Origin of the sequence: Shewanella sp. 10N.286.52.C2 (assembly GCF_002874545.1) — a bacterium.
Classification (GTDB): Bacteria; Pseudomonadota; Gammaproteobacteria; order Enterobacterales; family Shewanellaceae; genus Shewanella.
Genome location: NZ_MCTV01000015.1, coordinates 37,272 through 51,865, shown reverse-complemented (window position 1 = coordinate 51,865; position 14,594 = coordinate 37,272). Strand labels below are relative to the sequence as shown.

General features: G+C 42.3%; 10 protein-coding genes. 5 read left to right on the top strand and 5 right to left on the bottom strand.

Going from position 1 to position 14,594, the window contains the following annotated elements; genetic code table 11:
• The first annotated feature begins 487 nt into the window (after positions 1-487).
• The 4 genes from BCU94_RS07445 to BCU94_RS07430 all read left to right on the top strand — a co-directional run bounded on the left by BCU94_RS07445 (position 488) and on the right by BCU94_RS07430 (position 8,478).
• Positions 488-1,441 carry a LysR family transcriptional regulator gene (locus BCU94_RS07445; RefSeq protein ID WP_102476037.1) on the top strand — a complete coding sequence of 318 codons (954 nt, stop codon included), beginning with the start codon at positions 488-490 and terminating at the stop codon, positions 1,439-1,441.
• A 164-nt stretch (positions 1,442-1,605) separates the two neighbouring features.
• Positions 1,606-2,808 (top strand): ABC transporter substrate-binding protein, encoded by a 1,203-nt coding sequence (locus BCU94_RS07440; protein ID WP_102476036.1) that lies wholly within the window; start codon positions 1,606-1,608, stop codon positions 2,806-2,808.
• 21 nt (positions 2,809-2,829) lie between these two features.
• Positions 2,830-5,229: an ATP-binding protein gene (locus BCU94_RS07435; protein ID WP_102476035.1), complete on the top strand. Its 2,400-nt coding sequence runs from the start codon at positions 2,830-2,832 to the stop codon at positions 5,227-5,229.
• Between the two features lie 198 nt (positions 5,230-5,427).
• Positions 5,428-8,478 carry a UvrD-helicase domain-containing protein gene (locus BCU94_RS07430; protein ID WP_102476034.1) on the top strand — a complete coding sequence of 1,017 codons (3,051 nt, stop codon included), beginning with the start codon at positions 5,428-5,430 and terminating at the stop codon, positions 8,476-8,478.
• 49 nt (positions 8,479-8,527) lie between these two features.
• On the opposite strand, the gene ftsZ is transcribed toward BCU94_RS07430, so the two are convergent.
• From ftsZ to prmA, 5 genes are all read right to left on the bottom strand, one after another.
• The gene (gene ftsZ, locus BCU94_RS07425) at positions 8,528-9,685 is read right to left on the bottom strand and encodes a cell division protein FtsZ (RefSeq protein WP_102476033.1); all 1,158 of its coding nucleotides are present in this window, start codon (positions 9,683-9,685) and stop codon (positions 8,528-8,530) included.
• 53 nt (positions 9,686-9,738) lie between these two features.
• Positions 9,739-10,746 (bottom strand): WYL domain-containing protein, encoded by a 1,008-nt coding sequence (locus BCU94_RS07420; RefSeq protein WP_102476032.1) that lies wholly within the window; start codon positions 10,744-10,746, stop codon positions 9,739-9,741.
• Between the two features lie 266 nt (positions 10,747-11,012).
• Positions 11,013-11,318 (bottom strand): DNA-binding transcriptional regulator Fis, encoded by a 306-nt coding sequence (gene fis, locus BCU94_RS07415; RefSeq protein WP_011494902.1) that lies wholly within the window; start codon positions 11,316-11,318, stop codon positions 11,013-11,015.
• Positions 11,319-11,336: 18 nt separating this feature from the next.
• Positions 11,337-12,305 carry a tRNA dihydrouridine synthase DusB gene (dusB, locus tag BCU94_RS07410; protein ID WP_102437013.1) on the bottom strand — a complete coding sequence of 323 codons (969 nt, stop codon included), beginning with the start codon at positions 12,303-12,305 and terminating at the stop codon, positions 11,337-11,339.
• 173 nt (positions 12,306-12,478) lie between these two features.
• Complete coding sequence (gene prmA / locus BCU94_RS07405) at positions 12,479-13,360, bottom strand: 50S ribosomal protein L11 methyltransferase (protein WP_102437011.1); 882 nt, start codon at positions 13,358-13,360, stop codon at positions 12,479-12,481.
• 317 nt (positions 13,361-13,677) lie between these two features.
• On the opposite strand from prmA, the gene BCU94_RS07400 reads away from it, so the two are divergent.
• A complete protein-coding gene (locus BCU94_RS07400) occupies positions 13,678-14,583 on the top strand; it encodes a LysR family transcriptional regulator (protein ID WP_102437009.1) in 906 nt (301 codons plus the stop codon).
• The last annotated feature ends 11 nt before the right edge of the window (positions 14,584-14,594 follow it).

The following is a 14,594-nucleotide window of genomic DNA, read 5'->3' as shown; positions in this document are numbered from 1 at the left end:
TCACATGAATATTTAACGTGTATTTGCGTTAGCGGCCAATGCATTTTATGAATCAACTGATAGTTTTTGTGAAAAACAATAAAGGCTAGCGATCAAATTATAAAATAAATAAGCTTAAAAACCAATGGTTTGACTTTTTTTAGATAAAAATACCAGCTATATAAGAGATTAAATGGAGTGAATTGAGTTTACTTGGCGCCTATGGTGATACAAAGTGAAACAGTCACTACAGGGTGATTGTTGTGATTATTAGGCTAATTGAACTATCGCCATTAGCTTTACTAATAAAATAATAACAATGGTACATTTTTACTGCTAAATAGCGTTAAGTATCTTTATAGCTAGAGATAATAATTTATTTAATAGTTGGCTTAATAGTTAGTGTTTTATGTTATTTGATAAAGATTAGTTGGTGAACATTATTTTATAAATTTTAGCACGGAAATATTAATTTAAATAATTCAGTTTAAATATAAGTAGGATTGATATGGAATTACGTCACATTAAATACTTTGTTGTATTGGCTGAATTAAAACACTTTCATAAAGCTGCCGCAGAGTTAAATATTACTCAGCCGTCACTATCCAAAAGCTTGCAAAAACTCGAATTATTAGTTGGTGGTAAGCTATTTCAGCGCGACTCTAAAAATATGACGCTAACCCCTTTGGGGGAAATGGTATTAGCTCATTGCCAAAACATTGTAAAGCAGCACGATAAACTAAAACGCGATATCGCCAGCTTTCATGGTGAAAATGAGCATGAAATTAGCATTGGCGCCAGCCCTATTCCATCAAACTGTTTAGTGGGCCCTATATTGGGGCAGTTTATTCAGGCTTGTCCCAAAATGACCATTGATTTTAAAGTGGATCATTGGCAATCATTAACAGAGCTGTTACTTCAAGGAAAGTTGGATTTGTTTGTTGCGGAAGCCAAAGCGACTGAGCTTGAAGATAACCCATTACTTCACTTACAAGCGCTGCCACCATTTCCGGTGATATTTTGTTGTCGTCCTGATCACCCGCTTACTAAGCTGCCGAGATTATATTTAGCGACATTTAGAGATTATCCTTTGGCGATCCCATTGAAATTGCCCATTACCATCGCCAATCAATTTGAAGACTTATTTCAATTACAAAGAGATGATTCTGCCGGTTTAATTCGTTTTGATCAGCTTCACTCAATTAAAGACGCTATTTTTCATTCAGATTTAGTAGTGCTAACTCCAGAAATAGCAGTACGTGATGAATTATTAGCGGGCACCTTGGTGCAGCTTAGCCCGCAATTGATGCCGAAACTGAATGCTAAGTTCAGTATTGTTAGCCTAGCAGAAAACCAACAAAGCCAATCGATTAAGGTGTTTAGCGAGTTTATTGTGCAGCGAGCTAACTCAGTTAAGGACTCAGTTAATGAGCTTGAAAACTTAGATATACAAATTGCGTAAGGCTGAAAAGTAGGGCAAACCTAACGAGTATCAAACTAACTTAGCTTGGCATGACTGCGTTACTGGCACAAATAGCATCACAGTTTATATGGTTATTTTCAGAGGGTAGGCTATAACTAAGATGCTTGACTAAAATTGCCGCATGCCAACCAAGGATTGTCAGTATGCTTAAAATTGTATTTTTGCTTCTATTATTTAGTTATTCCCTCGAGATACTCGCCTCTCCTAAGTTTTTTAAAGTTTACTTTGATGCCGATAGAACGGGTCATATTGAATCGTCATTAGCAATTGAACAGGGTTTTAAAGTCGCATTTGAACAGGCAGATAATAAACTTGGTGGCCTTGGTGTGGAATTTGTCACCTTAGATCATCGAGGTAATGTCGGCAGAAGCAAAAAGAATATGGACCGTTTTTTGAAAGATCCTAATGGGATAGTGTTTATAGGCGGTCTGCATTCCCCGCCATTAATAAAATATCGAGATTTTATTAATGAGTCACAATTGCTCACCCTTGTCCCTTGGGCTGCTGGTGGACCAATTACTCGATACCCCTCAAAAGATAATTTTGTTTTTCGGCTTTCGGTAGATGATCAAAAAGTTGGCAAGCACTTAGTTGATTTTGCGATGCAAAAACAATGTAAAAAACCACACATGATGCTCGAAAATACCGCTTGGGGTAAATCTAATTATCGCAGTATGACTTCTGCCCTTGAGGCTTATGGCATGACTGAAGTGGGGGAAACTTGGTTTGCTTGGGGGATAAACCCAGCGCAAGCAAGATTATTATTAGCAACCGCCCAAAAAGAACAAGTTGACTGCTTATTTATGGTCGCAGGGGCCACAGAAGGGGCGTTAATCGTAGCCGCTGTGGCTGAGCTGGGTTTGGATATTTCAATATACAGTCACTGGGGGATTACCGGTGGGGATTTTGCCACTGTGGTGCCATTTGAGATCCGCAATAAAGCAAATTTACACTTCATACAATCATGCTTTAATTTTTATAGCTCAGAGGTAACTGATTTTAATCAGCAGGTTTTTAATGATGCTAAAGCTATGTTTCCAGAGCAGTTTGTTGATAAAAACATCAAATCGCCGGCAGGCTTTGTTCATGGTTATGATCTCGGTAAAATTTTTATCGCAGCCGCCAATAATGTCAGTTTTACTGACAATATAGTCACTAATCGCATCGCAATGAAGCAGGCACTGGAGTCGATGACAGCGCCGGTTGACGGATTAATAAAACAATATCAGGCACCATTTAGTGTATTTAGCCATAGCGCCCCAGATGCCCATGAGGCGCTAGATGAAAACGATTTATGTATGGCGATATACGATGATATTAATGCGGTTAAATTGATTGAGCAGTAAGCCTAAGGCGTCGAATTTATTATGTGGTTTGATAAAAAAAATGGAATGCATTTATTTTCGCTGTTTATTTTGTTGGGGGCCATTACCTTTATGGCGTCCAGTTATATTTTTGTGTCCAATCAGGCCGCTGAAACTGCAAAACTCATCAATGAAGAGAATTTAAAAGGTAAATTTTCTGCAATTGAACAATACGTTGCCGAGTTCATCGGCGCCCATGAAAGGGATGTTAATAAAATATCCACTTACCCTGATGTTATCAGCGCGACGCTAGAAGGTGTTGATGATAAACATACCTTACATGACCAACTATCACTGATAAAACCACATGATGTAGATACTTTTGTGAACCTGTATGACTTTGCTGGCGAGGGCATTTATCTTGAATTTGAGCTTGGGGAGCAACTAAGACATTACCTGGTTGAGGGGATTAATGATGAGTCAATTCTTAATGATAACAACTATATCTTTTTTAACGAGCGTGGCCAAGATTACTTATTAATCACTGAGCCGATACGATATCACGCATTAGCTGAGGGCTTGACTGCTTATATTATCCAGTTAAATGACTCGCAATTAATAGGTCGATTAATTGCAGATAAAAATCATTGGTTTGGGATCAGACAAGACAGGTTTAACTGGGCTATGTCTCCCCAGGGTGGCTGGCAGGCTCAAGCGAAAATGATCCCCCAATTTGATATTTATCTTCTGTATGCATCATCGCCACAATTTGTTGAAAAAATAGAGTCAGACTTCTTACGAAGCTTATTTCTTAGAATGCTGCTTGCTACCAGTATGACCATTTTACTCTTGTATTTTTTGGGTAGAAAAATCTTAGTATCCCCCTTTCAGTCATTAGCTCGCTCACAGCAATTACTTGAGCAACAGGCGGAAAATTTAAAAAATAAAGAGGCTGAATCAACTCGACTTGCGCGGGTTGTCAAATATATGCGAGATGCGGTGGTATTTACCGATCCTGATATCAAAATAATTTGGGTCAATGGTGCATTTGAGAAGATGACAGGCTATAAAAAACATGAAGTGTTGGGCATGAAACCCGCAGATTTACTGCAAGGGCCAAAGACTAGCAAAGTAACGGCTCGTAAAATTGGTGAGCTAATAAAAAATAGAGGCTTTGGTACTTTTGAGATAATTAACTACACCAAGAGTAACGAAGCCTATTGGTTAGAGGTGCAAATTGGGCCGCTGTATGATGATTCAGGTGAGCTAGAAGGTTTTATGGCGGTTGAGCGTGATATTACTGAGCGCAAAGAATTGGAAGACTCGTTAAAACTCACTGCCAAAAAAGCCGATGCCGCAAATATCTCAAAATCGCAGTTTTTAGCATCAATGAGTCATGAGCTTCGCACTCCAATGAATGGCGTGTTAGGTATGACAGAACTGATTAAAGACACTTCTCTTAATGTTGAACAAGAAGAGATGGTCAATACCTTATTGAGATCAGGAAAGCACATGCTATCTGTGCTCAATGATATTTTGGATTTTTCAAAAATTGAAGCGGGGAAATTAACCTTAAATTTAACCCGTTTTACCATCAACGAACTCAAGTCGGAAGTTGAACCGATTTATAAAGCCTTGTGCGATGAAAAAGGCTTGGCATTTAGCTTTGAGTCGGCTGGCGAGCAAGATAAAGTTTGTGTCGCTGATAAGATCCGAATTCAACAAATACTACAAAACTTGCTCAATAATGCGTGGAAGTTTACCCCTCAAGGCCATATTGCCGCGTCAATTAACGTCATCAATAATGAGGCTGAGCCGTTATTAGAAATTATTGTGTCTGATAGCGGTATTGGTATTAATAAAGATAAACAAGATTATGTTTTTCAGGCATTCTCTCAAGCTGAAGCGGATACCACCCGTCGGTTTGGCGGCACTGGGCTGGGGCTGGCGATTATCTCTGAGCTGGTGAATGTTATGGGAGGTAGCATAGAACTCAATAGTGAGCTGGGGGTAGGTAGCCAGTTTAGAGTGAGTATACCGATTAAATTAGATGCCAAACCGCAACAGGTCACAGGTCATCATAGCTCTATGTTTGATGGCTCAGGTTTAAAAGTGCTTATTGTTGAAGATAATAAAATCAATGTAAAAGTGATGAAGATGTTCCTCAACAAACGCGGCTTTGATTGTGAGGTCGCTGAAAACGGTCAAATTGGTGTCGATAAAGTGCAAGCAACACACTTTGACTTGGTGATCATGGATAATCATATGCCGGTGATGGACGGCATTGCCGCGACCAAGGCAATTAAAGCGTTAAACTTGGCTAATGAGCCGTTAATTATTGGCTGTACCGCAGATGCTTTTGAGCAAACCCGTATCGATATGATCAGCATGGGGTGTACTGAGGTTGTCACTAAGCCTATTCATAGCTCTAAATTAGACGAGATCTTAATCGCTATCTTTTGAGCTTACTCATAGCGATAGCCCGCAAGCCTGCTTACATAAAACGCCTGTCTATCTCATTAACCCCAGTTGCGGTTAACTCAATTGCCCATCGCTAAATCATTAGCAGATAAAGATCATGCTTAGGCGCTTAAGATTAAGCTATAGTGACGCCTAAATATCAATAGTTTGCTGTTCAGCCATTAAGTCGTAGGTTGTAAATTGTTACCAGAAAAATTTAAAAAATCAGAAAAAACGATCAAGCATAGTTGGTTTGGGCGCCTGTATTTAGGCGCTGCAGATGCCATTAAATTATCGGCTAATGGCATTGAGTTTCGTGCTCAGCAAGGTCGTTTATTTAGGCATTGGTTTACAGTAAAACCTGTACCTCAGCTGCAACAATTTACTTGGCAGCAACTGGTTGCGCCAGCCGAGTTTACCCCAAGCTTTTTAGGCAGTTTGCTTCGATTTCAAGCCCAAGGCCAGTTTTATCAGGTGCCATTTCTGGGCTACTTTTCTAAAGCCAAATTCAAACAAGACATTGAACAATATTGGGCGCAAGCTCATGAGCAGCAGCTGTGTGAGTTAGTTGCCCGCATTGAGCATACCTTAGCGAATAAGTATTTACGTCAGTCGTTACTTGGGCAAATGCAGCCTCGCATTAAACGTGAATATCGCCGCTGGTTTCCATGGTGTAAATCGGCGGGGTTATCGGTAACGCTTAACGCTGCGTTAGTGAAATTATCTGGCTTTTATCATTGGAATAACGCCAAGATAGCGCAAATTCGTTCGGCTTATGTTGACAGGCAATTAGTCAAATATGCAGACTTTTTTGATAATGTTGAATCAAAGCCATTAACCGATAAACAGCGCCGCGCTTGCGTTATAGATGATGATAACAATTTATTACTGGCAGGGGCTGGCACCGGTAAAACCAGTGTAATGGTGGGGCGTGCAGGCTATTTAGTTGCCAGCGGTCAAGCGCAAGCAGCGGATATTTTATTGTTAGCTTATGGCCGCAAAGCCGCTGATGAAATGGATGACCGCATCAAACAAAAACTCGGCACTGATGATATCAAAGCCAGCACCTTCCACAGCCTTGGTTTAAGGATTATTGCAGCAGTGGAAGGCAAGCAGCCCAGTTTGTCACCATTGGCAGAAGATGACCAAGCCAAAGAGAAATGGTTACAACTCCAGCTTGATTACTTGCTTAAAGATGAGGTTTACCGCAAACGGCTGTGTGAGTTTTTTAGCCAATATTATTATGTGGAAAAAAGCCCATTTGATTTTGAATCCGAAGGCGAGTACTTCCAATACTTAACTGACAATGATATTCGCACGCTTAAAGGCGAGCGGGTTAAGAGTTTCGGCGAACTGTATATTGCTAACTGGCTATTTAAAAACGGCATTGAATATCGCTATGAAGCCAAGTATGAGCATGATGTTAGTAGTGTTGATTTTCGCCAGTACCAGCCTGATTTTTACCTGCCAGAATATGATGTTTATATTGAATATTACGGCATTGATGAGGCTAATAATACCGCCAGTTATATCGATAATCAGGCTTATCTTGAGTCGATACAGTGGAAACGCGAGTTACATCAACAGCATGATACTGCCTGTATTGAGCTATTTTACTATCAGCATAAAAAGGGCCAGTTAACGGCAGAACTGCAACAGGCATTAACGGCATTTGAACTGCAATATGCGCCGCTGCCCGATGACGCGATACTGGCAACCCTTAATGAGCTTGGGCGGGTGACTGAATTAGCCAAATTATTTAGTCAGCTTATTGGTTTATACAAAGCGGCTTGCCTTGATAATAAAGGCCTAGACAAGCTATTTAATCAAGCTACTGATCCCAAGCAAAGCCGTAAGGCATTTGAATTGCTCCAGCCCATATTAACCGCTTACCAACAGCAGTTAGCTGCAAATGGCGATATCGATTTTGAAGACATGATTGCCAAGGCGCTTAACTATATACAAACAGGGCAATTCATTAGCCCGTGGCGTTATATTATGGTGGATGAATTTCAAGATATCTCCGAGCCTAGAGCGCGTTTAGTTAAAGCATTAACACAGGCTTACTCAGCACAGAGTAAAACCACAGCCTCATTATTTTGTGTTGGCGATGACTGGCAGGCTATTTATCGTTTTAGTGGCGCAGATGTCAGCCTAACGACCCATTTTAGTGACTATTTTGGCGCAGCTGCGACAAGCTATCTTGACCAAACATTTAGATTTAATAGCAGCATTGGCGATGTTGCTACCCAGTTTGTCACTCAAAATCCGGCGCAGCTTAAAAAACAGATTCGCTCCAACGTGACAGTGACCCAAGCGGCGGTATCAGTGATTAAGCGCGGCGAAAATGAAGCCGCCACAGGTGACAACCCAAGCCCTAATGCGGTAGCACAAGCATTGTCGGCGATTAGTGCTAGGGTCAATAAGCTTAAAGCTGGTACAAAACAACCGACAGTGTACTTACTGGCTCGGTTTTGGTTTCAGCTGCCAGATAGTAACGCCCTAAGACTACTGAATCAGCAATACTCCAATATAACCATTGAGTGTCAGTCCTTTCATGGCGCTAAAGGTAAAGAGGCTGACTATGTGGTGATCATCGGGATGAAAACCGGCCTGCATGGCTTTCCATCAAATAAAATCATCCCGCCTTTGTTAGATGCCTTTTTAGCAAAAGAAGAAGACTTTAAGTACGCTGAAGAGCGACGGTTATTTTATGTGGCGTTAACCCGTGCTAAGCATCGCGCCTATGTGCTGGCCGATATGACCGACGTCAGCCCGTTTGTCACAGAGCTTATTCAAGATGGTTATGCCATTGAGCAAGCAGAATTTACGACCTCTATAGTGCAAAGGCTGTTTGAAGATATTAACTGTGTTCGCTGCACCACAGGAGTATTAAAGCAAAGAACCGGTAACTTTAAATCATTCTATTCCTGTTGCCACTTTCCTTTGTGCGACCACAAAGAAGCAGGCTGCGAGCTTTGTGCAAGCCCCATGACCCGTAAACGCTTTGCAGGCTTTAAAGTCTGTCTTAATGATCAATGCGCCCATACCACACCGTTATGCAGCGTTTGCGGCGCTGATATGGTGCTAAGAAAAAGCGCTCGGGGGGAATTCTGGGGCTGTAAAAATTATCGTGGTAGTCATCGTCAAAGTAGCAAGGCTAACAGCAGGCAAAGTTGCACCCATGCAGTTGATAAAGCCAAGTTAGTACTGCCGAAGTCGATCGACTTGAAAGGAGTGAGCCTTCTCTGATGCTATCAAAGATATAGCAGCAGCTAGCGGCTCACCCTAGGGGCCGATATTATTGCCCTGCTGTTTTTTGATTTAAGTTACGGGTATAAGTCGGGACATCGAGCTCAGCTAAGCAATGATTATCATCGTTACTGCCTACAGACTTTTCTTTTAGAAAATCGTGAAGATTAAGCAGCTCTACTGATGCAAAGCGGTCTGTTGAAGGCGGTACTTTAGCATCATCCATAATGATTACTGATTGGTCGGTTGTGGCTTGAATACCGGTGGCAATCACCATCAATTCCAGCTCGCAATCCAGCTCAGGCACTATGGTTAATCCAATTATCACCAATGCACTAGGGTCGAGTTGCTGCTGCAGGGTTTCGCCAATCATATTATATTGGCTGAGCTCAATATTTTCAGATGCCATCACACTGACAATCGCTCCTTTGGCATGAGTCAGCTCAACGTCTTCCAGTAATGGATTTTTAAGGGCGCTATTAATCGTCACTTGGATATCTGCACCTGGCATTTGCTTCGCCACTCCCATAGCGGCTCGTCCATGGTGATTTACCACCGCAATGAAATCATTGAGATCGATATTAATCAAACCTGATTGGCTAATGGTGGTGGTTAACCCCAGCAATACATCTTGCAAAATACGGTTACTTTCAAAAAAGGCGTTAACTAGGCTGACTTTCTTATCCAGAGTTTTAGCCAGTTTGTCATTAGGTAACACGATTACAGCATTGGCGTGCTGCATTAATTTATCGACGCCTTTATTGGCCAGAAGATTCCTTTGCTGGCCTTCAAAACTAAAAGGGGTGGTAACCACGGCAATTAATGGTTTATTTAGCGCTGCGGCGACTGAAGCCATGAACGGGATGGCGCCAGTGCCAGTGCCGCCGCCCATACCGCCAGTAATAAAAATGATGTCGGCGAGTTCAATAAGCTCTTTTATTTGTGCTTCAGACTCCTGCGCAGCAGCTTGACCTTTTTCGGGCTTAGCGCCCGCACCTAATCCTTTAGTGGCTTCAATGCCAATTTGTAATCGAGTGCTAGATTGAGAGGCCTGCAGTGATTGTGCATCAGTATTGACGGCAATCAGCAGGACGTTGTCATTGAATGGCGATTGGCTAAGTTGATTTATGGTATTGCAGCCGCAGCCTCCCACACCGAAAACGGCAATGCGAGGTGATGGGCTGTTTTGCGTCAGTAAGTCAAACATCGATTCATCTCCTTGAAGTTACGCTAAACAGCGTAACTTAAGGGTGCGACAGCCTAAGACGCAGCAATTTGATAGCGCGCATTGACCTTGTTAATTAATCGAGTGAAATGGGCTCTTAATTTGGCTGGTGCCAGCACTTCGACATTGTCAGCCATGCTCCACAACAATGTTCTTAATCCTGAGGTGTCTTCAACGGTTGCTTCAACCAGATAGCGTTTATCTTCTAACTGCTTAACAGTTTGATTGTCACTGAGCTTGGCATTGCGCATGATAAAGTTTGCTGATGCAGAAAAAAGCAATTCAATATCAATCAACTCCGCTTGGTTTTCCATTTTTCTACGGGCAATATTAGCTTCACTTCGAGTAATGGAAGGGGTGTCCAGCACTCGCACATTACGTAGTAAGTCGATGGATTTGGCAAAAAGTTTTGGCTCAACCGTGCCAATGGTAAAGGTCAGTAGTGCGACACCATCTGATATTTGTATACCTTCAGGATTAATGGGCGTGTAATCAAGCCAATAGCTTTTCCCTTGGATCACTCGCTTTATTTGGCAGGCAATCTGGCGCTTGTTAAGCAGTGCCGATTGCACAGCTTCAAATATTTGTGGATCTTGCTGCTCAATTATAAAAGGAAAAGGTTTAGGTAACTGCGCCACGCGGCAGGCCCAGTAAAGCCAAGGGTTATCAGGATCATTTCCTAATATTTGATCTGCACGGTCAAAATAAGGGGTCAACTGCTTAAGGCTTTGGGGAGGCAGCAGTTGGCTAGCACTGTGCTTTAGGGTGTAAAATGCCAATGCCATGTGATTATCCATCAAGGTCAAGTTAAGACCACGCCAACAGGCGGCAATCGACCAGCCAAAAGGCTTGCTTCTGTCATCGAGCACTATGCCAAACAGCCCCATGTCGTACATGGCTTTTAATTCCCGCTGCACGGTTCTTAATCCAATATCAAAATCACGACTTTGCAGTCTTGCAGTGATGTCATTAGCGGTAATGCGCCTTGGATGAGCAGGTATTTGTTCCAGCATGGCAATTTGGCGTTGGATATTGATTTGCATCGATGTTCTCCCGATTATCTATGCCATGAGCATAATACTACCCTGCGACATAATCTGACGCACTAAGCATTTTTTGTATCATTATCTGATATTTAACCATGAGTAAAAGTTAAAGTTTTAGCTTCGGAATTACGTTGAAGGAAAGCGGAATCGAATACAGGAAGGGGCAACAAAACAACGGGGGTACATATGGGGGACATATCAACAAAAACGGGCTTTCCATTGCTGGAAAGCCCGTTTTCTTACAATCACTTAGACGTTAAGTCTTAGTTCATGCCGTATTTTTTTAATTTTTTGCGTAAAGTGCCACGGTTAATACCTAGCATGTTCGCTGCACGTGTTTGGTTGCCACGTGTGTGTTGCATGATGATGTCTAGTAAAGGTGCTTCAACTTCACTTAATACCATTTCATATACTTCAGACGCTTCTTGACCGTCTAACTGAGAGAAGAAGTTTGTTACTGCGCGCTTAACTGCGTCACGTAATAATTGTGGCTTGATTGTACCGTTAGCGGTTTCAATCTTACCTACGGTTAGCTGGTGAACTTCTGTGTTAGTTGTCTGATCAAACATTCTATTCTGCTCTTTATATTAAAAATTAACTAATTCATCAAAGTAACATTCCACAAGGGAATATTGCTGTTCAGCGGTTTCAAGCCTATTGAAGTCAGCACGAAATTGACGCTGCTCTTCTTGGTTTAGGTACCATCCCATGTGCTTTCTAGCAAATCGGACACCTTTGTACTCGCCGTACAATTCGTACAAAGCGTTAAGGTGTTCGAGCATGATTTCTCGTTGCTCGCTTGCCTCAACTGGCGGTAATTTGTTACCTGTTTCCAAGTAGTGGTGAATTTCTCTAAAAATCCACGGTCTGCCTTGGGCTCCTCGTCCTACCATTACAGCATCGGCGCCAGTGTAGTCTAAGACGAACTTAGCTTTTTCTGGACTGTCGATATCTCCATTGGCAACAACAGGGATTGAGACATTTTGTTTTATTGCTTTAATCGTGTCGTATTCGGCAAAGCCTTTATACATACACTGCCTAGTGCGGCCGTGAACGGCTAAGGAGGCAATGCCACAATCTTCGGCAATATGAGCAATTTCAACACCATTACGGTGTTCAGGTTGCCAGCCTGTGCGAATCTTTAGCGTTACCGGTACATCAACTGCACTAACAACAGCCTGTAAAATCGCTTTTACTAGCTGGGGATCTTGCATTAATGCTGATCCAGCAAGCTTCTTATTCACTTTTTTGGCAGGGCAGCCCATATTGATGTCAATGATGTGAGCGCCTTGTTCAACGTTGAACTGGGCGGCCGCAGCCATTAAATCAGGATCTGCACCTGCAATTTGTACTGAACGAATACCTTCTTCACCAGAATGCATCATGCGCTGGCGGCTTTTATCGGTATCCCAAACTTCGGGATTAGATGAAAGCATCTCTGAAACCGCTAGGCCTGCGCCATAACGTAAACAAAGATTTCGAAAAGCGCGATCGGTGACACCTGCCATTGGTGCCACGATCAGCTGATTTTTCAGTTGATAGGGGCCAATTTGCATTGAGTTATTCACCATGCTCGTCAAAGGGGCGCTATATTAGCCCTTTTTTACCGTCCTGAAAAGGTCAATAAATGAACTAAAGATAACTTTTTTGCTTGACTTTTAGTTGTGGAGTCGTCAGCGCCCCTTTTGGCGTAAAACTAGCTGTCATAAGGGGTGTGCTGCCTTTACCGTTATTTGCGGGTGCCTGTCAAGCGGCTCCAGTCTTCTTTGTGAGCCGCTTCATCCATGATGAACCATTGGCTGTAGAATTGTGATACTTCTTCTGCTTGCTCTTGTAGTAAGCCTGAAAGGGCTAACTTACCACCTGTTTTGACTTTCTCTGCAATCAATGGGGCAAGCTCGCGCAGTGGGCCGGCTAAGATGTTAGCGACTAAGATATCAGCCTGTAAATTTTCTGGTTGGTTTTCGGGTAAATACAGTGACAACTGCTCGACAACACCGTTGCGCTCGGCATTGGCTGTCGATGCATCAATGGCTTGATAGTCAATATCAACCCCGGTGACCTTCTTCGCGCCAAGCTTTAATGCAGCAATGGCTAAGATGCCTGAGCCACAACCAAAGTCGATAACTTCTTTATCTGACAAATCTAAGCTGTCTAACCACTCTAAACATAATGCGGTGGTTGGGTGAGTACCAGTACCGAAGGCTAAACCTGGATCAAGAATAACATTTACTGCGTCTGGTTCAGGGATGTCACGCCAGCTTGGGCAAATCCATAAACGCTGACCAAATTTGATGGGGTGGAAGCTGTCCATCCATTCACGAACCCAGTCTTTATCTTCTACTTGTTCAATTTTATGGTTAAAGCCTTTACCTAAGCAGGGAACTGACTCTAATAACTCTATGGTCGGTGCTAAATCAGTGCCAGCATCAAATAAGGCCATTAATATGGTGTCTTGCCATAAAGGTGTTTCACCTAGTTTAGGCTCGAAAATTGGCTCATCTTGGCCGTCTTCGTAGGTGATAGACACAGAACCTTGATCCATCAATAAGTCGCCTAGCATGTCTGCATGATCGCGATGAGTGTGAATTCGTAATTGGATCCAAGGCATGGGATTTTCCTAACTGATAATAAAATTAAACATGAATTGGCGGCTATTATAGCTGATGCCATAACGAGGTGGCAGATATTCCTTTGGGTTTATCGGCCAAAAAGCAAAAACGCGCCAAATGATAACTATTTAGCGGCTGATATTTGTTGTGAAACATTGGTTTTTACACTTCAGAAGTGGACTGATTGTGGGACTATTTCACCGCGATGAGTGTATTTGAGTCAAATTGACTATGATGATTTAGAGGGTAATATTTGTATCGTTATCAAAATTATTTTAGTAATGAATGATTAAGATGTGAGATTAAGGTCCAGACAATGCAGATAAATGATTTACACCTGTTTGTGCGAGTGGCTGATTGCGGCAGTATTGGCGCTGCTGCAGTTGAGCTAGATATTTCAGCTGCTGCGGCAAGTGCAGCATTAAAACGATTAGAGAAACAGTTAAATAGCGTACTGTTTATTCGCACCACTCGTAGTTTGCGTCTGACCGCCGAAGGTGAGCATTATCTGATCCATTGTCGCGAGGCGCTGGCGCAATTGCAATTAGGCCAGCAAGCCTTGTTAACCGAAAAAGGTCAAATCTCAGGTCAGCTCAATATCTCAGTCTCTTCTGACTTTGGCCGGAATGTATTCTTACCTTGGTTAGACAGTTTTCTACTGCAGTATCCAGATTTAACCATTCAACTGCATATAGGCGATAGCCTTAGCCATTTTCAGCACGATAAAATTGATATGGCGTTACGTTATGGCATACCGCCTGATTCAAGCCAAGTGGCGTTTAATATTTGTCATACTCAACGGGTGTTATGTGCCTCTTCTGCTTATATTCAGCATCATGGCGAACCTAAAAGCCCAGCTGAATTAGCGCAGCACAATTGTTTAATTTATAAGGTTGATGAACGTAATTATGATTTGTGGACGTTAATTAACGAGCAGCAGAGCTTTAAAATACGGGTGAGTGGTGATCGAAGTAGCAATGATGCTGATGTCACTCGTCGGTGGGCAGTATCAGGCCAAGGCATTGTATTTAAATCGGCTTTAGATGTTGTAGATGATTTAAATAGCGGTCGACTGCAACAGATATTGCCTGGATTTACCAGTGAGGCGATGCCGTTGAATCTCATTTGTGCAGGGCGACAGCATGTCAGCCCTGCCATGTTGTTAATGCGTGATAAACTGCGGCAACATTGCCTGCAATTACAACAAGCTGTGGCTATTTAGTCTTATGTTTA

What these genes read in the sequence shown, in the direction of transcription:
- BCU94_RS07445 (WP_102476037.1), top strand. Translation starts at nt 488, where the DNA reads ATGGAATTACGTCACATTAAATACTTTGTTGTATTGGCTGAATTAAAA.
- BCU94_RS07440 (WP_102476036.1), top strand. Translation starts at nt 1,606, where the DNA reads ATGCTTAAAATTGTATTTTTGCTTCTATTATTTAGTTATTCCCTCGAG.
- BCU94_RS07435 (WP_102476035.1), top strand. Translation starts at nt 2,830, where the DNA reads ATGTGGTTTGATAAAAAAAATGGAATGCATTTATTTTCGCTGTTTATT.
- ftsZ (WP_102476033.1), bottom strand. Translation starts at nt 9,685, where the DNA reads ATGTTTGACTTACTGACGCAAAACAGCCCATCACCTCGCATTGCCGTT.
- BCU94_RS07420 (WP_102476032.1), bottom strand. Translation starts at nt 10,746, where the DNA reads ATGCAAATCAATATCCAACGCCAAATTGCCATGCTGGAACAAATACCT.
- fis (WP_011494902.1), bottom strand. Translation starts at nt 11,318, where the DNA reads ATGTTTGATCAGACAACTAACACAGAAGTTCACCAGCTAACCGTAGGT.
- dusB (WP_102437013.1), bottom strand. Translation starts at nt 12,305, where the DNA reads ATGCAAATTGGCCCCTATCAACTGAAAAATCAGCTGATCGTGGCACCA.
- prmA (WP_102437011.1), bottom strand. Translation starts at nt 13,360, where the DNA reads ATGCCTTGGATCCAATTACGAATTCACACTCATCGCGATCATGCAGAC.
- BCU94_RS07400 (WP_102437009.1), top strand. Translation starts at nt 13,678, where the DNA reads ATGCAGATAAATGATTTACACCTGTTTGTGCGAGTGGCTGATTGCGGC.